Genomic DNA, 25,452 nt, shown 5'->3' with positions numbered 1-25,452 from the left:
CTTGCAACAAGTAACCTTTCCATCATTTGCCAACACTCATAAAACACTATTAGAAAAAGAGCTTAAGGAAAGTATTAGTCGACTGAATGCTCCTTCTATAATTAAAGAATCGATGCTCTATTCATTAGAGGCTGGTGGAAAGCGAATTAGACCGATGCTTCTTTTTGCGACACTAGCTGCTTTTGGTGCAGATACAAAAAAAGGACTTCAAACTGCAGCGGCGATTGAAATGATTCATACTTATTCGCTAATACATGATGATCTGCCAAGTATGGATAATGATGACTTACGTCGTGGGAAGCCAACGAATCATAAAATTTTCGGAGATGCTTATGCTATTCTAGCAGGAGATGCACTATTAACGTATAGCTTCCAAATCATCACTGAAACGCCAGCAGAATGGGCAAATGCAGAAATGAAGCTCAATCTAATGGCTGAATTGTCGAAGGCAGCTGGTGCTGAAGGCATGGTTGGCGGTCAGGTTGCTGATATTAGAGGGGAAGAGAAAGCGTTATCTTTAAATGAATTGGAGTATATTCATATTCATAAAACAGGAAAGCTGCTCGAATGCAGTGTCATTTCTGCGGCGATCCTTTCCGGAGCAGACAAAGAAACCATTAAAATACTTGCTGAATTTGCTTACCATCTCGGACTAGCTTTTCAAATTAGGGATGATATTCTTGATCTTGAAGGAACAGAAGATGTTATAGGGAAACCAGTTGGCAGTGACGCCTCTAATAACAAAAGTACTTATCCGTCACTCTTGTCATTAGAGGGAGCGAAGAAATCCTTACATCAACATATTCAACAAGCAAAATGCAAACTAAAAGAAACGAGGCTTAATACATCCTTACTCGAAGAAATTACAGATCTAATTGAAACGCGGGATCATTAATTTTCTGTGAGATAGGATAATAATGCATTTTCTTGAGGATTTCTTTCATACTGTTATAATAAATCATAAGACTTCGTATAGAACATATATGACAATGAAATGAAAGTGAGTGATCCACTGAATGGATCTATTGAAAATTGAAGACCCTTCTTTTTTAAAAGGGCTCTCTAATAAAGAATTAGTAGAATTAAGTCAGGACATTCGTAAATTCCTGATTGAAAGATTATCAAATACAGGAGGCCATATAGGTCCAAACTTAGGTGTTGTGGAATTAACGATTGCATTGCATAAATGCTTTGACAGCCCTAAGGACAAAATCATTTGGGATGTTGGTCACCAATCATATGTACACAAAATTCTAACCGGTCGTGCAAGTCAATTTGATACGCTGCGCCAATATAAAGGACTTTGCGGTTTTCCAAAAATGGCTGAAAGCGAGCATGATGTTTGGGAAACAGGACATAGCTCTACATCCTTGTCTGCAGCTATGGGGATGGCAATTGCACGTGACCTAAAAAAAGAGAACTCCTATGTTATCCCAGTTATTGGGGATGGTGCCCTGACAGGTGGAATGGCCTTAGAGGCGTTAAACCATATTGGTCACGAAAAAAAGAATATGATCGTTATATTAAATGATAATGAAATGTCCATTGCACCTAATGTTGGAGCGTTGCACAATGTCCTTGGCAGACTTCGGACAGCTGGAAAGTATCATTGGGTAAAGGATGAACTAGAACTCTTTCTCAAGAAAATCCCAGCTGTAGGTGGAAAGCTTGCTTCTACAGCTGAAAGATTAAAGGACAGCTTAAAATATCTTTTCGTTACCGGAATGTTTTTTGAAGAAATGGGCTTCACCTACTTAGGTCCTGTTGATGGACATGATTTTGAAAGCTTATTTGAAAATTTAAGCTATGCCAAGAAATCAGAAGGTCCAGTCCTTCTTCATGTAATTACTAAAAAAGGTAAGGGATATAATCCTGCAGAAAATGACACCACAGGTACTTGGCACGGAACAGGTCCATATAAAATTGAAACAGGAGCCTTCGTTAAACCTGTAAATGTTCCACCTGCTTGGAGCAAGCTTGTGAGTGAAACGGTTCGGAGATTAGCGAGAGAAGATGAGAGGATTGTAGCGATTACTCCAGCCATGCCAGTTGGATCTAAGCTGGAAGGCTTTGCAAACGAATTTCCTGATCGAATGTATGATGTCGGGATTGCAGAACAGCATGCTGCAACAGTCGCAGCTGGTTTAGCAACACAAAATATGAAGCCATTTCTCGCAATATATTCTACATTCCTGCAAAGAGCATACGATCAGGTTGTACATGATATTTGCCGTCAGAATTTGAATGTATTTATTGGAATTGATCGTGCAGGACTTGTAGGAGCGGATGGGGAAACACATCAAGGAGTATTTGATATTGCCTTTTTAAGACATGTTCCAAATCTTGTATTAATGATGCCGAAGGATGAAAATGAAGGACAGCATATGGTTTACACAGCAATTAAGTATGATGATGGACCAATTGCAATGAGATTTCCACGTGGAAATGGAATTGGTGTTCCAATGGATGAGAAATTAAATACGATTCCAATTGGCACATGGGAAGTATTGAAAAAAGGCTCAGATGCAGCTATTTTAACATTTGGTACAACAATCCCTATGGCAATGAAAGCTGCGGCAATTTTAGAGAAAAAAGGAATATCGATAAAGGTAATCAACGCAAGATTTATAAAACCGTTGGATGAAAAAATGCTTCTCGAGCTATTCAAAGAAAACCTTCCAATTTTTACAATCGAAGAGGCAGTTCTTCAAGGTGGCTTTGGTAGTGCAGTTATAGAATTTGCTCATGAAAAAGGCTATCACCAAGCCCAAATAGAGCGAATGGGAATTCCAGATCACTTTATTGAACATGGAAGCGTCGATAAGCTTTTGGAAGAAATCGGGATGACAACTGGTGATGTAGTCGATCGAATGAGTAATCTTGTTGGAAAGAAACAAAAAAGGGCATAAAATAATGAAAATAAAGAAAGAACGCTTAGATGTCTTATTAGTAGATAGAGGCTTAGCAGAAACGAGGGAAAAGGCAAAACGTACCATTATGGCTGGTCTTGTTTTCAGCAATGAAACTCGTCTTGATAAGCCAGGTGAAAAAGTAAACAGTGATATTCCATTAAGAGTAAAAGGTAAGGTCACGCCATATGTGAGCCGAGGAGGCCTAAAGCTTGAGAAGGCATTAAAGATGTTTGATCTAGACGTCAAGGATAAGCTCCTCCTTGATATTGGTGCATCAACTGGGGGATTCACTGATTGTGCATTGCAAAATGGTGCACAGATGTCTTATGCCCTAGATGTTGGTTATAATCAGTTAGCATGGAAATTGAGACAAGATGAGCGTGTAGTTGTGATGGAGCGGACAAACTTCCGTTATGTAACGCCAGCGGATCTTACTAAAGGGATGCCTAATTTTGCTTCCATTGACGTTTCTTTTATCTCGTTGAAGCTAATATTGCCTGTCCTGAAAACTTTGTTAGTACCTAAAAGTGATATCGTAGCATTGGTGAAGCCACAGTTCGAGGCAGGACGTGAACAGGTAGGGAAAAAAGGAATTGTTAGAGATCCTAAAGTACATGAGTTCGTTCTTCATGAAATGGTTTCTCTCTCTCTTCAACTTGGCTACGATGTAAAGAACCTTTCGTTTTCACCGATTACTGGTGGAGATGGAAATATTGAGTTTTTACTGCATCTTTTTTGGACAGGTGAAAAAGAAATAGGAGAAAATATGCTTTCGTTTGATCCTTATACAATTGTGAAGGAAGCACATTTAGAACTGAAAACAAAACAAAACCATGAGGAATAAGCTGCGGCTTGTTCCTTTTATAATGGATGAAGTTTTTTGACAAAAATTTTTCTAATCGAATTAGAGGAAGAAAGAAGTAATTTTATTAAAGAAAAAATGTACAATATAGGTAAAATCGGCTAACATAAAAGGTAGTATGTCAAATGTTTTTATATAGAGGTGTTCATTATGACAAAAGGTCAGAGGCATATAAAGATTCGAGATATTATTGCAAATAATGAAATAGAAACACAGGATGATCTTGTCGATGAATTAAAAAATGCTGGTTACAATGTAACTCAAGCAACCGTTTCTCGTGACATTAAAGAACTTCATCTTGTTAAGGTTCCCCTTTTAGACGGTAGATATAAATATAGTCTTCCTGCAGATCAGCGCTTTAACCCATTACAAAAACTAAGAAGAAATTTAATGGATGCATTCGTTCGTATTGATACAGCAGGACATCTTCTTGTTATGAAAACCCTTCCTGGTAATGCGATGGCAATTGGGGCTCTTATTGATAATTTGGATTGGGAAGAAATTCTCGGAACAATTTGTGGAGACGATACTTGCTTAATCATTTGTAAAACTCCTGAAGAAACCGAAGAAATATCAAATCGCTTTCTTGAAATGTTGTAAGTGGGGATGAATTATTTTGCTAAATGAACTTTCAATTAGAAATTTTGCTATTATTGAAGCCCTTTCTATATCGTTTGATAAAGGTTTAACTGTATTAAGTGGGGAAACAGGTGCAGGGAAATCGATTATCATTGATGCTATTCATTTATTGGTCGGTGGTAGAGGTTCTGTTGAATTTATTAGACATGGCGAGGAAAAGGCAGAAATTGAAGGACTATTTCAAATAGACGACACAAACCATCCTGTTTACAAAAAAGCTTTTGAATTTGGTATAGAACTTGAGGACGGAATGGTCGTACTTAGAAGAGATATTTCAAAGTCTGGAAAAAGCATTTGCAGGATAAATGGAAAGCTTGTGACCATATCGATTTTAAGAGAGGTTGGCAGTACGCTTATTGATATTCACGGACAACACGAGCATCAGGAATTAATGGATGATACGATGCATATTAGTCTACTTGATCAATTTGGTAGTGCAAAGATTTCAACTGCCCTTTTGGAATACCAGCAAGTTTTTCAATCATATGAGCAAATATTGAAAACCTTGAAAAGTTTAAGTGAAAATGATCAATTAATGGCGCATCGCCTAGATTTAATTCAATTTCAATACGATGAAATTCAAAAGGCAAATTTAAAACTAAATGAAGATGAAGAGCTTCTTGAAGAGAAAAGAAAATTGAGTAATTTTGAACGTATATTTGATTCCTTACAGTCAGGCTATGCAGGTCTTCAAGGGGAACAAAGAGGACTGGATTGGATTGGCTTAGTTATGGGTCATTTAGAGGAAGCAGCTGGACTTGATCAGTCCTATAAAGAGCTTGCAGAAAATGTATCAAATTGTTTTTATCAACTTGAAGATGCAGCTAGTATTTTACGAAACAAACTTGATTTTCTTGAATATGATCCAGAGAGGCTGGCCAGCATTGAGGATCGATTAAATGAAATTCAACAGTTAAAACGAAAATACGGCAAATCAATTGTTGAAATCCTTGAATATGCTTCAAAAATTGAGGAAGAAATCGAAACTTTACAAAATAAAGAAACGCATATTGATAAGCTCGAAAAAGAAATATCCTCACTTAAAAAGGACATGCGTATTGAGGCAGAGGAATTAAGTAAATTGAGGAAAATTTCAGCCCAGAATTTAACAAGTTTAATCCATAAAGAATTAAAAGAACTATATATGGAAAAGACTGTATTTGAAGTAATGTTTCAGACGGATTCTGAGAGCTTTATGAGAAGTGGAATCGATCGAGTTGAGTTCTACCTTTCAACGAATCCAGGCGAACCCTCAAAGCCTTTATCTAAAATTGCTTCCGGAGGGGAGCTTTCAAGAATTATGCTTGCATTAAAGAGTATTTTTTCAAAGCATCAAGGTGTTACCTCTATCATCTTTGATGAAGTAGATACTGGTGTTAGTGGTAGAGTCGCGCAGGCGATTGCAGAAAAAATTCATCATGTAGCAGTTGATTCTCAAGTATTATGTATTTCTCATTTACCGCAAGTTGCAGCAATGGCCGATACCCATTTGTTTATTGCAAAAAATATTAAAAATGGAAGGACTAAAACATCTGTCAAGCCTTTGAATGAAGTTGAAAAAATAAAAGAAATTGGCAGGATGATATCTGGTGTGGAAATTACCGATTTAACAAGAGAACATGCTAAAGAGCTTCTTCAGCTTGCGAACAAGTTAAAGCTTCAAAAGTGATTAAATAAAATACATTGAAAAGCTATCCAAAGGAGGATAGCTTTTTTTATCACCAAACAGGTTATAAATGCTCGCTTTGAAGGCAAAATTAAAGGTGTAGCCATTTGACGTTAGTGGATTAGAAGCGAGGAGAGTGAAAATTTTGACAATAGATGCTTTAAGAAAAATAATTGGTGGAATTCTCCTTGTTTCATTAATTGCAATTGGTTTTTCAAAACCATTTCAAGAATATATAGAAATTCCGACATCCATTACTCTTTTTGAAGGTCAGCAGTTTGACTTAGCTAAAGCAGAAATGGTAACAGCAAAGATGTCTTCAGATAATTCAAGTATTTCACTTAAGCAAGACAATCATTCAGTATCCCTAAATGCGAAAAAACGCGGGGAAAATGAAATGTTCTTAGAATTAGCAGGTTTTCCAATTAAAAAAGTCGATGTTAATGTGTTAAAGGATTTTAAAGTCATACCAGGTGGGCAGTCAATTGGAGTAAAACTAAATACAGTTGGTGTGTTAGTAGTTGGCCACCATCAAATAAATACAATTAATGGTAAATCATCACCTGGCGAAATTGCCGGAATAAAGATTGGCGATATCATCACAGAAATTAATGGCAAGAAAATTGAAAAAATGTTAGATATTGCTCCATTCGTACAAGAGGCGGGGGAAGCTGGAAATCCCCTCACTATTGTCGTAAATCGTGAAAATAATTATTTTACAACAAAATTAACACCTCTTAAAGAGAAGACTGAGGGCTCGTATAAGCTAGGGTTGTATATAAGAGATTCAGCAGCAGGAATAGGTACAATGACATTTTATCATCCTGAGTCAAGAAAGTATGGGGCATTAGGTCACGTCATATCTGATATGGATACAAAAAAACCAATAGTTGTGGAAGATGGACAAATCGTTCGCTCAACCGTTACTTCAATCGAAAAAGGAAGTAATGGGAATCCAGGCGAAAAGCTTGCGCGTTTTTCTGAAGACAAAGAAGTTATCGGAAATATTGTTAGAAATAGCCCATTCGGAATTTTTGGTGAGCTGAACCAGAATCTAAAAAATGGCATATTTGATAAGCCGATGCCGATTGCTTTATCACATCAAGTAAAAGAAGGCCCAGCAAAAATTTTAACAGTGGTAGATGATGATAAAGTAAATCTTTTTGATATTGAAATTGTTAGCACAATTCCTCAAAAATTTCCTGCTACTAAAGGAATGGTCATAAAGGTGACAGATCCGAAGCTTTTAGCCAAAACAGGAGGAATAGTCCAAGGAATGAGTGGTAGTCCAATTATCCAAAATAACAAGGTAATTGGTGCCGTCACACATGTCTTTGTTAATGATCCAACTTCAGGCTACGGCGTTCACATTGAATGGATGTTAAATGAAGCTGGAATAGATATTTATGAAAAACAAAAAGAAAAGGCCTCATGAGGTTTAATATGGTATTCGAAGAAATCGGCGTATAGTCGATTTCTTTTTTTTGAAAAGATTATGATATCATATATAAAAAAAATTTCGACAAATCTATTTGAGTTTTTATTATTATTAGCGGAAAAAGTCGAATAGTAAAGTAAATATGAGAAAATTAATGATTTTATCCTATTTTTGAGAAAATTTAAAAAAACTAAAGGATTTTCAGTTGCATTGTCGAATTTCTCATTTAGAATAAAAATAGATGGTAAAGAGAACACAATGGACCTGAGGAGGAAGTATTCGTGAAGAAGATTAAAGTTTGTGTAGTTGATGACAATAGAGAGCTAGTCGGGCTTTTAGAGGAATATATATCATCTCAGGATGATATGGAGATAATAGGGGTGGGGCATAACGGACAGGAGTGCTTGGATATTTTAGAGCATGAGGATCCAGACGTCCTAGTGTTGGATATTATTATGCCTCATTTAGATGGCCTTGCTGTTCTTGGTAAAATGCGCGATATGAAAAAGACACGTCTGCCGAATGTAATTATGCTAACAGCTTTTGGACAGGAAGATGTTACAAAGAAAGCGGTTGATTTAGGTGCATCATATTTTATTTTAAAGCCATTTGATATGGAAAATCTCGGTAACCATATCCGACAAGTAAGTGGAAAATCAAATCCGGTCATGAGGAAATCTACAACCTCAAATTATCGACCTCAAGTGGAATCAAAACCAAAAAATCTCGATGCAAGCATTACGAGTATTATTCACGAAATTGGTGTCCCTGCACATATTAAGGGCTATATGTATCTTCGTGAAGCAATTTCCATGGTTTACAATGATATCGAGCTACTTGGTTCGATCACGAAAGTTTTATATCCTGATATAGCAAAGAAATACAATACAACTGCAAGCCGAGTTGAACGTGCAATCCGGCATGCTATCGAAGTTGCTTGGAGCAGAGGAAATATTGATTCGATCTCATCATTATTTGGATATACAGTGAGTATGTCAAAAGCAAAGCCAACGAATAGTGAATTTATTGCGATGGTCGCTGATAAATTAAGGTTGGAACATAAAGCTTCTTGAAAGAGTTAGAAACGTTGGTGAGACTGGGTTTGAAGCTGATTCCTATAAATTGGAACACTGACACAAGTGACCAATAAATAGGTTTTGGATGTGTACTAATATTTAAAATTAAACCGTTGAATTTTCAACACCTACAGTTTATCGGGTTTGTAAAAAATCTGATATTTTGGAGGTGTTTTTTGTTGTCGGAAATCCTACTACAAATCGACTCATTTATGCTCTACTGTGATTCCAAGCATTTGTCCAAGAAAACTTTATCTAGTTATGAGCAGACTCTAAAGCTTTTTGCACTATATCTAAAAGATGAATTTAAAATTGAAGATGCAGTTAAAGTAAAATCTTCTCATATCCGACATTACATTAAATATTTACGTGAAAGGGGTAAATACACCGTTGTTGTTAAACAGAAATCAAAAGAAGTTAATCATCCAGATCACCGACATGATTTTAATAAGCAAATCAGTGATACAACGATAGCTAATTATTTACGTAACATTAAGGTGTTCTTTAATTTTCTTTTTAGTGAACGTGAAATAAAGGTAAATCCAGTTGAGAACATCGAGAATATAAAACCAAAAAGAAAAAAGAAATCTTTATTGACTCCTGAAGAGTTAAAAATGGTTTTAGACACTTTTGATTTAACACAATTCCATTCGTATAGATCGTGGATTCAGACAAGACTTATTTTAGATACTGGAATAAGAGCAGGAGAGTGCTGTGATTTACTTCCAGAAAATATTGACTTTAAAAATAAGTCAATTCTGATTGAAAATCCCAAGAATAATCAAGAAAGATTCGTTTATTTTGGATTTAAAATGTCTAACGACCTCAAGAGATGGATGCAGTATAGGGATAGATACTCAGATAGCCATTACCTATTTCCGACTATTAGAGGGACTAAATTAGACGTCAGAAACTTCGAAAGAACCTTGAGGCTTGCAGGTGAAAAAGTGGGGGTTAATATACATCCGCATTTACTACGCAATAACTTTGCGAAGTATTACCTGATTGAGGGTAATGGTGACTTTGCAACTTTAAGCAGATTGCTTGGGCATAGCTCTGTAGATGTAACAATGAAAGCATACTTGGATTTTACAGATCAAGAAGTGGCAAGAAAATATCAGAAACATTCGCCATTGAATAATTTAGATATATAAAAATAACCAAAAAAAAATAGGGGCTAAGTCTCGGCAAAGACCTAACCCCTTGTACATCCAATAAGGACATACCGTATATTCGTTAAGTACAATATAACCCATCTGAAAAATTTTTTCAACAGATAGGCTTATTAACTATACCCAAAAAACGGTCATTGTCCTTCAAATTAGGGAGGACTATTTATTATGCAATCGGGAGATATTAACCAATACAAACAACTATCACAATTTAAGGATTTAAACGACTTTAACAATCAATTTGAGCAACACATGATTGATTTAAAGGATAAGTTTACTAAGAGCGAGCTAATAGCTCTAAAACGCCTTGTACGCTTCTCAGCATCTATTGCTGGCGTTTGCTATGCCAAGATTGGAACTTTGGTTGCAACTACCCATCAAAACGGTATCGGAATCTCAAGATCGACTTTTAAACGTATGCTCACTAAAGCAAAAGAAGTGGGCTTATTAGTAGTACATAATACTTTTAAGAACGGTAAACAGGGGCATAGTGTTTATGTGTTTAATCGCTATACGTCTGGTGTAGAGCAATCGCATTCCCGAAATCTGGAAGTTGAGAATTCTCCTATTTCCAAACAAACTGAACCACCTAAAGAGGAAAAATTGAACCAGCATAATAAAACTATTAATCTTTCTAAATCTAGCAATATTAAAAATAATAATACTATACGTACAGAATCCGTAGAATCTAGCAATCAATCAACTGAACAATTTACCAATCTATTACCAAATGGGATTGATAAAGAATTCGCTAGGGTTTCAAATTTCTATTTTCATAATTCAAGTGACATTATCGAACTCTATCGTATCGCTACAATACATGGGCGAATTGCTAAACTACCGTCTAAAACTATCTCAGACGTTGCTGTGGAAGCTTTAAAGACATTGGTGTATAAAATTAAGCAAGGTAAGGTTAAATCACTCAGGGGCTATTATAACGGTGTGTGTAAGAAGCTATTTAAGCGAGAACAATTGAACAATCTGTTTCTCAGTGTGTTTGATGTCTAGGACAAACTGTCTCATACCCTCGTAATTGAAAATCTTACGACCTTTCCTTAGTCGTAACTGAAATAGTGACGACATAGTACGATCAAAATGATCGGTTATTCTTAACCACCAACTTTGATAGCTATTGTAAGGATTTTTGGAAAATCGACAGAGACTTTATGAATGAACGTATCAGAATAGCAGAGGAATTAGGAGACTCAAAGTTGCTCTCGGGTGCAAATAAGTATGTAAAAGTTTTCAATGAATTTTCAAATGGAAATTCGGGTTACCAATTAGGTATTAATGCCTTATATTTAATATCCAAACTACCAGAAGAAGAAAGAAATAAAGAACATGCCATCCCATCAACAGGTAAACAAAAAACAGTTGATGAAATTCAATCATTGCACAGTGCAACGATTAAAGGAAATGCTCATCTGTATACTTACAAATAAAAAAAGACAGCTTATTCGCTGTCCTCTTTAACGTCTATTAAAACTAGTAACTCAGATAACTCAATTTCCAAAGCTTCACAGACTAATCCAATACTGTCTCTTTGGTATTGCTTTGTATCATCATGGTAAAGTCTTCTAACTGTTTCAAATTTTAGACCAGTCATTTCCGCTAATTGGCGTATTGAAATGTTTCTTTCATCAAGGATTTTTTTAAGTTCAGATTTAACTCTTTTCGCCAAGTAAATCACTCCTTTCTATACTTTAATTTTATCAAAAAAAATATTCACAAACAACTACAAAATGTTGTTGACAACGAAAAGTTGTATATAGTATTATTAGGGTAACAACAAAACGTTGTCATTTTAAGAAAAGGAGTGAAACCGAATGCAAAAGGATGTTACTCACAGGATTTCGTATTATTTAAAAAAAGTTGCACTAAAAAGTTCTATCCATCCTAGCAAAAAACATCCTCGTTCCCACACATTCAGAAATGAGCGTTTGAAATTATACAAAAAGCTCATGCACGAACAAATTAGGAAGGAGGGTTATTGATGAGAATTGCACAAATCGATAATAATGTCATTTTTTATCTTGAAGTTGAACCGGAATATATTAATGCACAGGAAGGAAAAGGGAAAAATGATGCTATATCGTTTGTAATGGGGCATCGCAACGAAGAAGGTCATGAAATTGATGCAGTTGTGAGTGTTAGCATTGAGGATGCTAGAGCGTTTGCTGAAGCTATCTTGAAAGTGTGTGTCGAAGTGGAAGGAGAAAGGCAGGAGGAGGAACAAGAATGACTGAGGTATTGCTAATTGGCTTTTCTTGCTTTACATTCGTTGTCGGATTATTCGTTGGGATGGATAAAACTAAACAAATCTAAATTAAAAAGGGAGAGATTAGAATGGCAGCTTTATACGGACAAATGAATTTGGTAGTTGAATCAAACAAGGTAATTTGTGATGAGTGGTTAGTTCCAAATCAAGAGCTTTTGATCAACCATGTAATTTTGAAGGAACAAGATATTTTCATAAATCAAATTGCTGATAATACTTTCAATGTTTCTGTTGCAGTTAGTTATCAACCGAATTCAGATGATGAGGAAGAAGCTTTTGAAGAGGCAAGTAGGTTGTTCACAGGAACAGACCTTAATACATACTGCTTGGAGGACATTAATCACAATCTAACATCAGTTATTGTAAATGAGTGCAGATTTGATTGGCAAGAATTAATGTGAGCATTGATAGGTAATCGTGCGACAAATTTCTACAAAGTTTACTTGTATATAACACAACTTATATGATAGTTAAGTAGAATATATGTCGAAAACACGGACTATACCTAGTAAAATCATAATTGCCGAAAGTAGGAAAAAAGATATAATAAAGCATAGAGGTAAAAATAATATACGGAGAAAAATAATAAATCAACTACCACCATATTAAATCTACCAAAAATCTAAACATCGGTAATAACCAACCGATATTATATAGAGTGTATCTCTAAAAACACAAATAGTCCTGCTTTGGTTGCTCGTAAAAATAGCAATTGAAGCATGACTTGGCTTTTTATTCTCTTTTTCAATAAATACTATCTACCTATCTTTAAAACCTATATGCCCATTATACAGTCACATATGGTCAATGTAAAGCATTTTTCGATCCAATTTTTCATTTTTAAAAAATTGGCACGTTTTGCAAATTAAATTGAAGGGAGTGTTGCTTACTGCGCTAGTAATTGTTGCTCTGTCACTTGGTCGCTGGTACACATTAATCAAATAAATTATAGGGAGAGATTAAACAATGACAACAAACACTATTAACTTACCAAATTACAAAACAATCTACAGCATCCTTGTACGAGACAGAGATTTAAGCTTTAAAGCAGCAATCCACTTTAACGGTGAAGTCAATCATGAAGCAATCGTTAAATGGGCATCAAAGGAGTATCCTGCTGAATACAAAGAGGCATTATCTATCGCAAGTAATCCAAATCGCCAAACAGTGACACTATGGAAAGATGAGTTAGATTGGTTTGTTGATGAAAAGGAGCGAATTGACTGGGAAAGGGACGGACTCAGCACCCTTATTTATGACTTTGTATTTACTCATAAATTAGAGTCTCAATTTTATTCTTTTTTGCAGAAATTAATGAAGGAAGATACCGATGGAATCTATGGGGACTTGGAACATATAGCAAGGGATTATGCGTAAGTACATATCAAGGGAGCAGCTTAACTGCTGTTCCTTTCTTAGAAATATACCGTTAAGAAATTTTATATTAACTAAATAAATAACTATTTGATTTAAAAGGAGTGAAGAGGAATGGAACTAACAAAGGATCATCTATTTTTCTGTTATGATTTTTCGTTACAACGTAAGCTCAAAGCAAATGGGGTTCGCTTTGTTACTACGGCAATATCTAATGACCAAAAAAGATTCTGGCTTTATTTTCGCACAGAACAGGTCAATGAAGTAATTCAGCAGCATGTTAAACAAAATGGCTAATACATAACTTTAAGCAATTACTCAGAGGGGAGATTATTAATGAGAACACGTCAAAAAAGAAATTTAATTAAAGGTAGTAAAGAAGAAATGAGAAATGAGGTTAGAACACTTATTGAAGAAAATGGAATGAAATATGTCCTCATAAACAATGGAGTTTTTGACCACCTTTATATTCAAAAAGAGCTCGAGGGAACAGATGAGACAGAATTAAAACAAGGACAAATGAAATTTACTGAATTAGATATGGTTGTATACATTTTTCTCCAATTTATGATGGTAAATAAATTCACATTAAAGCAACAGAGAATTGCAGACTATATAGGATGTAGCTCCAAACAGTTAAAAGTGTCATTAGAAAGACTTTGGAATTTCAAAGGAAGCACGAATGCAAAATATTCTCCATATGAGGACAAGGTGCAAATTGTTGAGGAACGAGAAGTAAGATTAATTTCTGAAAAAGAGCATGTGGCATACAACCCTAAAATAAAGAAAAATGTAAAGACATTACATTGGTACACAAATTACATTCCTAGTTATCAGGTGAAGAAGAAAGGGGTGAACGAAACGTTAGTCCCAATAAACTTTTTCATGGTTACGATTGAGGACTTTGATTTACTTACTAATGGAGTATTAAGCAGAAATGAATTTATCACGTATTTATTCTTCCTTAAAACCTATAAATATGGCACACGAGATGGATCGCAGATGTACTGGAAATTAAGCACCATCGCAGAAGCATTAAATTATAGATTAGTTGAAACTGTACATAAACATGTTGAGAAATTGTTGTCAGTAAAAATAAATGACGTTCCTTTATTAGAAGAAACCAGACCAAATAATTATGAATTGCAGATATTAAAAGGTGAAGAACCGTCATCTAGATACATTCCAAGATTCAATCCGTTAAAAATGTCGGAAATGAATTTTGGAAAAGAGGAAATGGATTCTAAAAAAGAGGAAATGAGTTTTAATGAATCGGAAACTGGTTCTGAAAATAAGGAAATGAGTTTTCGAAATGAGGAAATAGATTCTTTAGAATTGGAAAACGTTTTTGGATAAACGGAAATGAATTTTACTAAATAGGAAATCAATATTACATAATTGGAATTGGGTTGAAAAATGAAGTTTCAAACTCATTGAGGCTGTAAGGATGAGGACGCTTCGACATCGGCTATAAGAGTTAATATAAGAGTTTACATAATAGTTATACTAATAGATTAATTAATAGTTAATAGAAGAGTTGGAAGAAGAATATAAGAAGATAATCAAGAAGATTCGTTAGAATCTTCTCACCAACGCAAACTAGTTGCTAGGTGTCGAACGCAAAGAAACCCACTTTGCTTATCGAATTGGAATCTCTTTTTTCTTCATCTCAATTGTCAGTGTTAAGTTTTACGATTACATAATTTAAGTTTTAGTTTTACATACCATATCGAATTTAATCAATTAATCACATAATGAGGAGAATGATATAAATGACTAATGTTAATGTTAATGTTGAAAATAAAATTGAAAATGGTGTTTATATTCCTAGTATTGAAGGTTGTGACATTTGGGAACACATGAATAGGAACCGTGAAATTAAAAGTGATTACATCGGATTTTTACCATACTCACTAGAATTAAGACAGTTAGATAATCTGATACTATGTCAAGAAAATAGACACAGATTTTCTACCGCGCTATCGCTTGGTGGCCTGCACAAAAAAGTTTAAAAGAAAACCATTTTTAAACTTTTTTATGCAGGAAAATTTTATGCCACTGTTTGAACATACATTTTCTCGAATTCATTAGGTGTGTGATAGTCAAGAGTTGAATGAATTCGCTTTGAATTATAGAAGAATTCGATATATTCAAAGATCGATTTTCTGGCTTCATTTCTTGTTCTGTATCTTGTTTGATAAACGAGTTCACGTTTAAGAATACCGTGAAAGGACTCGATACAAGCGTTGTCGTAACAGTTTCCTTTGCGGCTCATGCTGCCAATCATCTGATATTGTTTTAATAGTTTCTGATATTCAGTTGATGCATACTGGACGCCACGATCGGAGTGATGAATAAGCCCATTACCAGGCTTCTGGCGATGGTACGCCATTTTTAAAGCATTCATCACTAGCTCCTTTGTCATCGTTTTATCCATAGACCATCCGACAATTTTGCGGGAATACAAATCCATGACACTTGCCAAATAAAGCCACCCCTCATTTGTCGGGATGTACGTAATATCTGTAACCCACGACTGGTTGGGCTTGTCCGCCTTAAATTGTCTATTTAACACATTTTCACTTATTGGATGATGGTGCTTGGAATTGGTCGTAGCTTTATATTTTTTGGTTGTGCAAGATTTCCAATTATTCTTTGTCATGATGCGTGAAACTGTACGCTGGCTTACTTTTATTCCTCGCTTGTTTAGCATTTTTGTAATTTTTATGCTTCCATAGCGTTGCTTGAATTCAATGTGAGTTTTCAAGACCTGTTGAGACAGTTCCTCATGCTTTTTCTGTCGGCTACTCTTTGGTCGTTTTATCCATTTGAAATAGCCGCTTTTAGAAACTCCCAGGACTTTGCACATCTTCTCCACTCGGTATTGGGAGTGATGATGATGAATAAAATCATACTTTACCGAGGGCTTTTCGCGAAGTAGTGCATCGCCTTTTTTAAAATTTCGTTTTCCTCCTCCAGATCACGCAATTGTTTTTGTAATGCTTTTAGTTCGGCTTCTGGAGATGAAAATGTTTGTACAGCCTTTACCTCGGGCTGTTCACCATATTTCTTGACCCATCCATGTAAAGTATTTATATTGATTCCAGTTTCTCTAGCCACTTGTGCGACTGGTTTATTGTTCTCAAGAATATACTTCACTGTTTCTTTTTTGAATGTTTCATCATAACGTTTACCAGTACCTTTGGTCATGTAGACACCCCATTATTGTTGTTTATTTTATTATAACAATCTGTGTCTACTTTTTAGTCTAGCATCAATCATCCTAAATTTTCCACATTTAAATCAAATAGAAGTCCAAATAAACTACTATCTCGTGATGTCATCAATGTGAAGTTTGATAATGTGGTTAAAAGTTCTGAGCAATATAAAAAATTGTACACAAAACAGTTGGATGATGTTAGTAAGAAAGTAAATAAACTTACGCAGGAATATTGGGATAATAGGGATGAATGGTCTGATAAGGAAAAATTAAGTCAAATTGAGAAGATCAAGAAGGAATATTCTTACAAGTATAGCAGGAAGCGACTTTTAGGAAATTTACCTGATAATTTGAAAAGTGTAAGCAAGGAAAAATTACGACATGAATTATATGAGGATGGATTCACAATCACACGTGTAGATAAGAAAACAGGTGAGATTACTGAGGATGTTTACAAAATGTACAAGAGATCAAGCAGCAAGAGTCGTAAAGGTCAGTGCCTCTTTATCAAGGATAGTCTGTATGATGATATGATCGAGTGGAGTAGAATGTTTTTACCGTTTGAAGAAGGTGAATCAGTTGACCTGGCATCACTTTCCGCATATCAATCATTGGTCACTTCTAGTATTGAAAATGTGAAAGTAATTGATCCTAATTCGATTCTTGTCGTAGATGAAGTATTCTCACGTTGGAAAGAGTCAGAAGTAGTTAATGTTATTAAAGTAGTACCAGAGACTGTTAATAATAAAGTAGTTGAAAAGGTTGATAGCGTTCCTACTGAAAATCATGAAATTGAAAACAGTATTTTTGATGGTGAGGGATTGCTAAGTAGTGAATTTTATGATGAAGGTCAATCAATGCTATTGTTACGTAACCATTTCACAAAGGTAGCTTGTTTCTCTACAAATTTACAATTGTTTTTCCGTGAATATGCTGAAAAGCATGGTATTGATTATGAATCTTGGACTGTTAAGGACGTCTTCAACAAAGATGTTTATCTGAAAGACGTGAAGATGATTCTAAACCAATCTTGTATCAAATTACTCAAGTTTAGTTACCTATTCAAACAGGAAGGTGAGAACGAGAAGGATCATGAGCAGTTATGGCAAGCTAGAATGTGGGAACATTGGAAGCAAGTTGTCATTGATGCCGGAAATATTTGGGGTGTTTGTAAACATGATAAATCAAACCGCAAAGGTGAAGTTAACAATATGCCGTTACAAAGGCTATCGTATCAGATGGTAAATAGTTTTGAGGTTAAATCACCAGAGGATATTAAAGAGTTAACACAATTTGAAGTGGATTATATCATGGACTTAAAAAATAACCCTGATAAATTCATTGAGCATGTTAAATCGAAGCTGAATGATAAAGATCAGATTGAAGATGATGAGGAAGAAGAATCCAAGGATAATAGAATCGATTTCTTTTCATCCGATAAGATGTTCATTGAGCTTTATGAATTGGACAAAGAAATTATACATAACAGTGCATTTAAAAAGTTTAGAACTAACACCATTAGCAACTATGTGAAGGATATTAAAAGGGGTCATGTGAGAACATTCGGAGATTACGCAACATTATTTAGTTGCCCAGTCCAATATCTGTATCATGCAATTGACAAACTTAATGACGATTTAACAATCGATGGTGTAGAAGTGCTTAAAGGTAATGAAGTATATACAACATTATTCGGTAAAGAAGGATTCGAGAAAGAGTTTACAATTTGTCGGAACCCTCACACTTCAGCATCAAATATTTGGATTGGTAAAAATACATACAATGCAGAAATTGAGAAATATTTTAACTTATCTCCAAATGTAATTGTATTCAATACAGTTAAAGAAAATGTAATGAATCGGTTGTCTGGGGCAGATATGGACTCGGATGCTGTTGCTGTATTTTTCGATGATAAGCTTCTAGGACTAGCCAACAATTGTTATGGGAAATACAACATTTGTGTAATGGATTTAGAAGCTGATAAAACAGCCTATACATTATCAAATCATAGTGCGGCCAAACTGGATCACACTCTAGGAAGATCGACCACTGAAATTGGTAGTATAGTGAATCAGGGGCAGCTTTGCAACTCACTGTATTGGCATTATTACAATGATGGAGAACTAAGAGAGGATATTTACAAGCAAACTGATATTCTTACAATTCTAAGCATGTGTTCCATTGATAATGCTAAAAGAAGTTATAAAATTAAGATTGGCAGTGAGTTAAGGAAAATTCAAAAATATATCGGTGAAATAATTAATGATGAATTTGAAGGTAAAAAGCCTAATTTCTTTCAGTATATTGATAAAAAAGAGAATGTAGAATTTACTCATTTCAATACTCCAATGGATTTCATGTATGACATTTTAAGTAATTTACCTGATGCAAATGAAGTTAAAACGTGGAATATTGGGAAGTTTTTAAATAAGGTGGATATTAATAAAGCAAATCGAAAGCAAAGAGAAAAAGTGAGGGAGTTAATTGCTGAATTAACAAAAGCATTAGAATCCATTCATTCAAAAAACTATGCTAAGAAGGAAAAGAACATGATGTTATCAGATACTATGAGGTTTTACCTAAATAAAATTGGTAAACTTAAAATTAAACCTGATACAATGTACAGTATTCTCAAGGATATTGATGATAAAAAGTATGCTTCAATTAAATTGAACCTGTTAAATTGCCTATATCAAGCACACAGAGAAACATTCCTAAGTTGTTTTAGAAAAAGTCACGGTTAATATTTTAGTAGAACGCTAGAGTCCTTTACTTACAAGGGTTCTAGCGTTTTTTAATAGTGTATAAGCTATCTCCTAATGGAAGAGGGACTGGAATGCGAAGCTAGCAATTGTCGCAGCACCGAATGTATCAGGCAAAGTAGGTGACTTTCCCTCTCTGCTTTTTCATTTATTTTTTAACAAACATACACATACTTATCAAAATATTAACACATGTGATTTACAAGTGCAAGAAATTTATTGTAATTTGTATAAATAATTCAGTTTGAGATGTGCTGATTTCTCCCCAGTATCGATTGGGCTGAATTATTTATAGAGATTGCAATAATCTCCATTACAACTAAATAAACTCATGCGATAGGGTTATCATGCAACCAGTCTGTGATGTGGCGGATTACGCTTTATTCGAATTGATTATTATTTGGGGTGAGATGGATTTGAAAATGGAGATTGAAAAAACAGGAACGTAGAAGGGTATTCGTTTTTTTGTTTTTATGAAGATTTGCATAATTATCCTTAATTTACATTATACATAAAACGGATTTATGAGTCAAGGAGAAATTTCCTTGGATTTTTATTATTTTTATAGGGAGATGTTAGATATGGGAGAAGAAGTAATTTTAACGCCAATTCCAAGTAATATTGGTTTTAGTAACTATTTAGCTGATACAATTAATGGAAGAATATGGTCAAAGAAAAGTAACAGGTTTTTGAATTTGAACCCAAATAGTAATGGCTATATTTATTGTTCACTTATTGATGATAAGGGACATAAGCGAAGTTTTGGAGTTCATCGTCCAATTATGGCTTCTCATTCTGGAATTCCATTGGAAATGTTTAAGCGAGGTGGAATTGAAGTAGATCACATTAAATCACATTTAAAACATGTGAATGGAATACATAACTTAGAATTATGTGATAGAAAAGGGCAATACCACGAAAGTACACGCTTAAAAATGGGAAAAGGTAAGAGATTAACAGAAGCAGAAGTTTGTGAAATTTTAGAGCAATTGCAGAAATGGAAGTCTGATGAGGATAATAAGATAAGTGAATTTATACATATGACTGCTGAAGCATTTGGACAAGGTTATAGAAGTATCTGGAATATCGTTAATAGAAAAAGTTGGAAGCATCTACAAGTTGGTGAAGCAAAATAAAAAACCTTCTCCAAGTCGGACAAGGACTAGAAGAAGGAACCGATAATACTCTAACCAATACTTGAAGGGGAAGCTTATAAAGTTCCCTTTCAAGGAATATTATAATCTATTATTAATTGGTTGTAAATTCCTTATCTTATATAAATCAAGAAACCGTCAACTTAGTAAGTGATTCTTGTAATTATTGCTAACGTTGGAATTTGAATTTATTAATATCCTTTTTTATTACTAAATAGTCCAGACTAGGTATGGAGATGATAATGTAACACCAGTTGTAACACCGTTATAAAGAAGAACCCCAGAAAGTCTACCACCATATTTGCCTCTATAAATCGGTGGACTTATACTACCTTTCATGCCTGTAATATCGTAACTACCATGGCTGAGGCCTGTACTTAGATTTGTGATACTAAAATGGCCGGTAAATCCATTACCTTTATACGGAGCATATACAACTACTTCCCAATTAATTTTCTTAGGGTTATTAGTTACCCATACATCTACATACCCAATGTTATTAGTACTAGCAGCTGAAAATTTTTGTAAAGAATCTTCAGATGAATCCTCTGGCTCTACAATTGGTATTCGTATAGATTCTTGGTTACCTTCAGGTATAGTATCACCCTGCTCAGCGTTAGCAAAATTTGGAGTTAAGACTAACAGAAGTCCTAGGGTAAAGAACAATACCATACTTTTTAAAATACGCATCGTTTATCAATCTCCTTTTTACTATTTTTAAATACTATTTTAGTATCATCTTTGTAGTTGTGATAGTCAAGTAATATTTTCTATTTATGTAATTCATTAACTATAAAAGTTAGATTTGTTGATAAATAGACAAATTTTCAATATGAGATAACCTAGTATCTAAATTATAGGTTGTTTTCCGTATATTTCAAAAATTTCTTTGATTTACTTTATTTTTTTGATTTTGTATAGTTAAACCTATAAATACCAAGGAGGAATAGTAGATATGGAAGAAATTAAATTAGAAGATAATATAGAGAAATTGAAATTTAAATACAAAATGTCAGATAAATTAATAAAAAAGATTATTTGTACTAATGATTCAAGTGATTTATATCATCCAATCGATATTAGTACCTTATTAGCACGTATGGATGATATCGATGAAACTCAAAGAGTATGTGATATTATTGATTTATTGCATAGAAATTTAGGAATTAGTTACGAGACGTTGGCTTCCTTTGGTAAAATAGATACAAAAGAGTTGGAAGAGTACTTGAGGAACCCAGAATCTTTAAACGAAAAGAAAAAGTTTATGTTAGCTGTTAGAATTATGTTTATACATTTTGTTTTAAAAGAAAAATATACTATTGATAGTAACATCGATTAAACATATCCTTTGTGATTACTGAGCCGTAAGGGCAACTAGGGACATCCAACTAAAAGGAGGGTGTCCCTATAATAATTTGAGCAAATCAAAGGTATGAGAAATTGTTCCAATAATATTTAGCCTTTAGGGCTCTTTCCCGAGAGTAACGGAAAAGTAAAATAGAGAATATTACTCACTTGTAAGTCGGAGTGAAGACCTAAAACTCATTTTCACTTTCTCCAACTTTTCTCCTATTAACCTATCGAAATATGGTATAATATAGGGAAGATTGGAGGTGTTAGGATGAATGTAAATATAGGTAAAGTTCTTTCATTACTCAAAAACAAACGGATATTAAATGATAAAGCCCTATCAAACAACGATTTAAAGAAAGAAATTGCCAATAGTTCATTTGTAACTAAAAAATGGTATGAAAATATTACAGTTGAACAAGCAATTAAGTCAATATTATGGCAAGGAACACTAAAGGATTATGGAACTTTTGGCTATAAAACTCATCTGATTAGAAAGTATAACAAAGATGATGGATCTGAATTTCATTTTAATCAGACTTTCAGCAGAGGAAAAATGTTAAGTATTGATTTCGGTGTAACGAATATAGGAAGAGAATTTTCACTTACCCATACTGGCATTGTTATTGCAGACTACACTTCTATGGTTGTGGTTGTTCCATTGACATCTCAAAATAGTATTAACTTAGATAAAGTACCCACTAATATAAAGAAAACTTTTATTCCTGTTTACAAAAAGGATTATCCGCAACTTGAAAATGACTCATATATTCAAGTGCATCAAATAAAATCAGTTTCAAAAAATAGAATTACTAGAAAAGGTATTATTGGCTCGTTGGCAAACACTCCTATAATGGAAGAGTTAGAGATGGCATTAATAAAATCTCATTCACCTTATGCAAACAAATTGCTACAAGAACAGATAGACTCGTTGAGCAAACAAAATGAGGAGTTAATAACAAAATTAATTGAACAAGAAAAGATAATAAATGGTAATAAAACCGTTGACATTTAATCAAATGAGTACTATTATAAAGATAGTTAAAACATACGCTGTCCTTTTACTTTAAGTAATTGAGACGTAATAGTTACATAGCAACCACTACATTAAAGTCCAATTTGGACTAAGTCCTTAGTATTATCTAAGGACTTTTACATTTTAATAATTATTTCTAATTTGGACTTCCTTCCCTAGTGTTGGAGGTCTTTTTCGTTGTGTGGGAAAAATATGCTACTTCCCTACCCTAATTTTATATTGTAGATAGAAAAACTCACAGGAAATTACAATATTATAGGAAAATTGCAGGATGTTTCCTTCTTAAAGTCGAATTAGTAGGTAATTTGGCGGGAAGGAGGGATAGAGATGAATAGATTAAATACATTTATTCAATCACTTGAAGAATTGAAAACTATTTCTGAACAAACAGATAAGGAGTTTAAAGGGTTATTATTTAATCTTGCATTCCTTTTAGGTAAAAAAGATAGTATTTCTATAAATTCAACTGATGAATTAAAGAGTCGAATTGAATATTTAATAAAAGAAGAAAATGTTAGAGAGAAATTTTTGATTAATGCTTTGGTTAATGAAGTTAATAACCACTTTGAACACTTTATTAGTAGCCATGGAGAAATTATTCTAAATAATGAATATCTAGCCAACTCATACAGAGAAGAGTTTGGAATGGTTCCAGAACATATTCAAAATGGATTAGATCAATCAAAGGATAAATCATTTCTTTTTACATTAGAAGAGCAGTATGATTCTTGGAAATTAATTGTTATTAAAAACTTTTCGAAAGCTCAACAAAGACAATGGGATAGAGATGAATTTAAACAAGCTAGTAAAACAAACTAAGTAAGTAAAGTATTCCTTCTGGAGTGCTTTTTTATTTTGCTTTAAAACATATTAAAACGATGGGAGAGGATGAAATGAATAAAACTAGAATAGCGATATTGCTAGCTATTTATGAGTTTACACGAAGTCTTGATAATATGGATGCAGAGTTCTTGATTTCAGATATAAACGGAAAAGTTAACAACCTGTTTGATTATCAGCGTATGGAGAGAAAAGGATATATTGAGCTATTAGAAATTTACCCTACACCTTTCGAAAGTAGTAAGTGTTATGCAGTGCTGACTGTTGATGGAGTAGATTATATTGAGAAATATTTGGAGTTTACAGATAAAGAGGAAATGGAAATTCAAGCTTTAAATTTAAGATTAGATCGTATGGAAAGAGTTGCATCACTGTGATTGAGCTTGGATGGTTTCTAACTAAATTCCTGACAGTGCCATTATTTATTACTGGTGCTGTTTTTTATATTGTAAACAGAAAGAATGGAAGGACATGAAACAAACCAATCCATTTTATAAAAGTAAGAAGTGGATTAACAAGCGTGAGAATGTTTTGCGTAGGGATGATTACGAATGCAGAGAGTGTAAGCGTTATGGAAAGACTACAGTTGCAACAATGGTGCACCACATCTTTCCTCTTGAGCATTATCCAGAGTATAAGCTTAACAGCGATAATCTCATTAGTCTATGCAGTAAGTGCCATGAACGAATGCATGATCGAATTACGAATGAGATATCAGAAGTAGGTAAACGTTGGCAAGGGAGGGTGGAAGGTGCATTACAAGGAAGGCAATGATATAAAAGTTTATATTGTTTGGGGAAGCCCTGCAAGTGGAAAGACAACCTATGTTAAAAAACACATGCATGTTGGGGATATGGTTGTTGACTTGGATTATTTAAAACAGTCTATTAGTTTGGCAGGAAAAACAAATACTGGCGATAATCTTCTCAATGTTTCGTTGAGCATCAGAGAACACATTTATTCTTTAATTGAATACCGTGAGCTGATGCGCTGTAACAATATATGGGTTGTCGCTGGTTTACCCAAGCAAATAGACAGAGAATACTTATTCAATAGATTGAGAGCTACAGATATCATTCACATTCATGCAACTAGAGAGGAATGTGTACAACGAGCTATTAATGACGATGAGAGAAGCGATAAAGACTTACAATTGCTGATTATCAACAAATGGTTTGATACCTTTGAAAGTGATAATCCCCCCTGTCCTAAAAAATAAAAATTTTACTTATAGGACCGAAGGGGTGGAAGGCTTTCCAATAGAGCGGATTTTTTGAAAATATTTTTTTGGAGGTGAAGACGGTGACAAAAATCCCAACGAAGGAAACAATTAAACGCAGGACAATTTCTGATATGAAAGGCTTGGGAGTCCACAAAACCCAATATAATCGCCTAATTGACATCTATTCAGAGCTTGTTTATCAGTACTTAAAATTGAATGATGAGTTTGAAACTGGTGGATATCAATACGAGAGTTATACAGCTGCAGGCGGTGCGAAAAAATCACCAATTGTTGCAACGCTGGAATCGTTGAGGAAGGACATATTAGCATACTCCGATCGTCTTTGCCTCAATCCTAAATCTACCATGCAACCAAATAATAATGGTGGAGATAAAAATAAATCCACACTTGCGAGCGTGCTAAGTAATCTTGAATAAAGAGCATAAAAACT

General features: G+C 34.2%; 28 protein-coding genes. 25 read left to right on the top strand and 3 right to left on the bottom strand.

Features of this window, described 5'->3' with window-relative positions:
* The first annotated feature begins 1 nt into the window (after position 1).
* The 10 genes from KHA94_RS13630 (at position 2) to KHA94_RS13585 (ending at position 11,207) form a co-directional block, all read left to right on the top strand.
* The gene (locus KHA94_RS13630) at positions 2-895 is read left to right on the top strand and encodes a polyprenyl synthetase family protein (RefSeq protein WP_249365497.1); all 894 of its coding nucleotides are present in this window, start codon (positions 2-4) and stop codon (positions 893-895) included.
* Between the two features lie 121 nt (positions 896-1,016).
* Positions 1,017-2,909: a 1-deoxy-D-xylulose-5-phosphate synthase gene (gene dxs, locus KHA94_RS13625; RefSeq protein ID WP_213102681.1), complete on the top strand. Its 1,893-nt coding sequence runs from the start codon at positions 1,017-1,019 to the stop codon at positions 2,907-2,909.
* 4 nt (positions 2,910-2,913) lie between these two features.
* Positions 2,914-3,756, top strand: a complete 843-nt coding sequence (locus KHA94_RS13620; RefSeq protein ID WP_213102680.1) for a TlyA family RNA methyltransferase — start codon at positions 2,914-2,916, stop codon at positions 3,754-3,756.
* Positions 3,757-3,924: 168 nt separating this feature from the next.
* Positions 3,925-4,374, top strand: coding sequence for a transcriptional regulator AhrC/ArgR (gene ahrC, locus KHA94_RS13615; RefSeq protein ID WP_213102679.1), 450 nt, complete (start codon positions 3,925-3,927; stop codon positions 4,372-4,374).
* Positions 4,375-4,390: 16 nt separating this feature from the next.
* On the top strand, positions 4,391-6,082 hold the full coding sequence (gene recN, locus KHA94_RS13610; protein WP_213102678.1) for a DNA repair protein RecN: 1,692 nt from the start codon (positions 4,391-4,393) through the stop codon (positions 6,080-6,082).
* Positions 6,083-6,224: 142 nt separating this feature from the next.
* Entirely contained in the window at positions 6,225-7,514 is a 1,290-nt protein-coding gene (gene spoIVB, locus KHA94_RS13605; RefSeq protein ID WP_213102677.1) for a SpoIVB peptidase, read from the top strand.
* Positions 7,515-7,798: 284 nt separating this feature from the next.
* Positions 7,799-8,590, top strand: coding sequence for a sporulation transcription factor Spo0A (gene spo0A / locus KHA94_RS13600; protein ID WP_213102676.1), 792 nt, complete (start codon positions 7,799-7,801; stop codon positions 8,588-8,590).
* Positions 8,591-8,772: 182 nt separating this feature from the next.
* Positions 8,773-9,747, top strand: coding sequence for a tyrosine-type recombinase/integrase (locus KHA94_RS13595; protein WP_213102675.1), 975 nt, complete (start codon positions 8,773-8,775; stop codon positions 9,745-9,747).
* A gap of 186 nt (positions 9,748-9,933) precedes the next feature.
* A complete protein-coding gene (locus KHA94_RS13590; protein WP_213102674.1) occupies positions 9,934-10,773 on the top strand; it encodes a hypothetical protein in 840 nt (279 codons plus the stop codon).
* 158 nt (positions 10,774-10,931) lie between these two features.
* The gene (locus KHA94_RS13585; RefSeq protein ID WP_213102673.1) at positions 10,932-11,207 is read left to right on the top strand and encodes a hypothetical protein; all 276 of its coding nucleotides are present in this window, start codon (positions 10,932-10,934) and stop codon (positions 11,205-11,207) included.
* 11 nt (positions 11,208-11,218) lie between these two features.
* On the opposite strand, the gene KHA94_RS13580 is transcribed toward KHA94_RS13585, so the two are convergent.
* Positions 11,219-11,446 (bottom strand): helix-turn-helix domain-containing protein, encoded by a 228-nt coding sequence (locus tag KHA94_RS13580; protein ID WP_213102672.1) that lies wholly within the window; start codon positions 11,444-11,446, stop codon positions 11,219-11,221.
* 312 nt (positions 11,447-11,758) lie between these two features.
* Between KHA94_RS13580 and KHA94_RS13575 the strand changes: the two genes are divergently transcribed.
* From KHA94_RS13575 to KHA94_RS13550, 6 genes are all read left to right on the top strand, one after another.
* Positions 11,759-12,007 carry a hypothetical protein gene (locus KHA94_RS13575; RefSeq protein WP_213102671.1) on the top strand — a complete coding sequence of 83 codons (249 nt, stop codon included), beginning with the start codon at positions 11,759-11,761 and terminating at the stop codon, positions 12,005-12,007.
* Between the two features lie 104 nt (positions 12,008-12,111).
* Positions 12,112-12,444, top strand: coding sequence for a hypothetical protein (locus KHA94_RS13570; protein ID WP_213102670.1), 333 nt, complete (start codon positions 12,112-12,114; stop codon positions 12,442-12,444).
* Between the two features lie 565 nt (positions 12,445-13,009).
* Complete coding sequence (locus KHA94_RS13565) at positions 13,010-13,420, top strand: hypothetical protein (protein ID WP_213102669.1); 411 nt, start codon at positions 13,010-13,012, stop codon at positions 13,418-13,420.
* Positions 13,421-13,531: 111 nt separating this feature from the next.
* Complete coding sequence (locus KHA94_RS13560) at positions 13,532-13,714, top strand: hypothetical protein (RefSeq protein ID WP_213102668.1); 183 nt, start codon at positions 13,532-13,534, stop codon at positions 13,712-13,714.
* A 39-nt stretch (positions 13,715-13,753) separates the two neighbouring features.
* On the top strand, positions 13,754-14,773 hold the full coding sequence (locus KHA94_RS13555) for a hypothetical protein (protein WP_213102667.1): 1,020 nt from the start codon (positions 13,754-13,756) through the stop codon (positions 14,771-14,773).
* Between the two features lie 416 nt (positions 14,774-15,189).
* On the top strand, positions 15,190-15,429 hold the full coding sequence (locus KHA94_RS13550) for a hypothetical protein (protein WP_213102666.1): 240 nt from the start codon (positions 15,190-15,192) through the stop codon (positions 15,427-15,429).
* A 38-nt stretch (positions 15,430-15,467) separates the two neighbouring features.
* Here the strand turns inward: KHA94_RS13550 and KHA94_RS13545 are convergent.
* Positions 15,468-16,627 (bottom strand): IS3 family transposase gene (locus tag KHA94_RS13545; protein WP_249365496.1). Its coding sequence is split into 2 segments (ribosomal slippage): positions 15,468-16,366 and positions 16,366-16,627, totalling 1,161 coding nucleotides; the frame shifts between segments, so codons are not numbered across the junction.
* 138 nt (positions 16,628-16,765) lie between these two features.
* On the opposite strand from KHA94_RS13545, the gene KHA94_RS13540 reads away from it, so the two are divergent.
* A complete protein-coding gene (locus tag KHA94_RS13540; protein WP_213102665.1) occupies positions 16,766-19,381 on the top strand; it encodes a hypothetical protein in 2,616 nt (871 codons plus the stop codon).
* Positions 19,382-19,980: 599 nt separating this feature from the next.
* Complete coding sequence (locus KHA94_RS13535) at positions 19,981-20,535, top strand: hypothetical protein (RefSeq protein WP_213102664.1); 555 nt, start codon at positions 19,981-19,983, stop codon at positions 20,533-20,535.
* 228 nt (positions 20,536-20,763) lie between these two features.
* Here KHA94_RS13535 and KHA94_RS13530 read toward each other — a convergent pair whose 3' ends face one another.
* A complete protein-coding gene (locus KHA94_RS13530) occupies positions 20,764-21,243 on the bottom strand; it encodes a hypothetical protein (RefSeq protein WP_213102663.1) in 480 nt (159 codons plus the stop codon).
* Positions 21,244-21,508: 265 nt separating this feature from the next.
* Between KHA94_RS13530 and KHA94_RS13525 the strand changes: the two genes are divergently transcribed.
* From KHA94_RS13525 to KHA94_RS13495, 7 genes are all read left to right on the top strand, one after another.
* Entirely contained in the window at positions 21,509-21,892 is a 384-nt protein-coding gene (locus tag KHA94_RS13525; protein WP_213102662.1) for an HTH domain-containing protein, read from the top strand.
* A 282-nt stretch (positions 21,893-22,174) separates the two neighbouring features.
* On the top strand, positions 22,175-22,918 hold the full coding sequence (locus KHA94_RS13520; protein ID WP_213102661.1) for a type II toxin-antitoxin system PemK/MazF family toxin: 744 nt from the start codon (positions 22,175-22,177) through the stop codon (positions 22,916-22,918).
* Positions 22,919-23,266: 348 nt separating this feature from the next.
* The gene (locus KHA94_RS13515; protein ID WP_213102660.1) at positions 23,267-23,758 is read left to right on the top strand and encodes a hypothetical protein; all 492 of its coding nucleotides are present in this window, start codon (positions 23,267-23,269) and stop codon (positions 23,756-23,758) included.
* Between the two features lie 74 nt (positions 23,759-23,832).
* Positions 23,833-24,156 (top strand): hypothetical protein, encoded by a 324-nt coding sequence (locus tag KHA94_RS13510; protein ID WP_213102659.1) that lies wholly within the window; start codon positions 23,833-23,835, stop codon positions 24,154-24,156.
* A 94-nt stretch (positions 24,157-24,250) separates the two neighbouring features.
* A complete protein-coding gene (locus KHA94_RS13505; protein ID WP_213102658.1) occupies positions 24,251-24,553 on the top strand; it encodes an HNH endonuclease in 303 nt (100 codons plus the stop codon).
* On the top strand, positions 24,531-24,998 hold the full coding sequence (locus tag KHA94_RS13500; protein WP_213102657.1) for an ATP-binding protein: 468 nt from the start codon (positions 24,531-24,533) through the stop codon (positions 24,996-24,998). The genes KHA94_RS13505 and KHA94_RS13500 overlap by 23 nt, the downstream gene beginning before the upstream one ends.
* A gap of 83 nt (positions 24,999-25,081) precedes the next feature.
* Entirely contained in the window at positions 25,082-25,438 is a 357-nt protein-coding gene (locus KHA94_RS13495) for a P27 family phage terminase small subunit (protein WP_213102656.1), read from the top strand.
* Positions 25,439-25,452 lie beyond the last annotated feature (14 nt).

The organism is Cytobacillus citreus, from assembly GCF_018343665.1.
In the GTDB taxonomy this organism is placed as follows: Bacteria; Bacillota; Bacilli; order Bacillales; family Cytobacillaceae; genus Cytobacillus; species Cytobacillus citreus.
The sequence above is the reverse complement of the archived record's forward strand: the minus strand, read 5'-3'. Positions and strand labels throughout refer to the sequence as shown.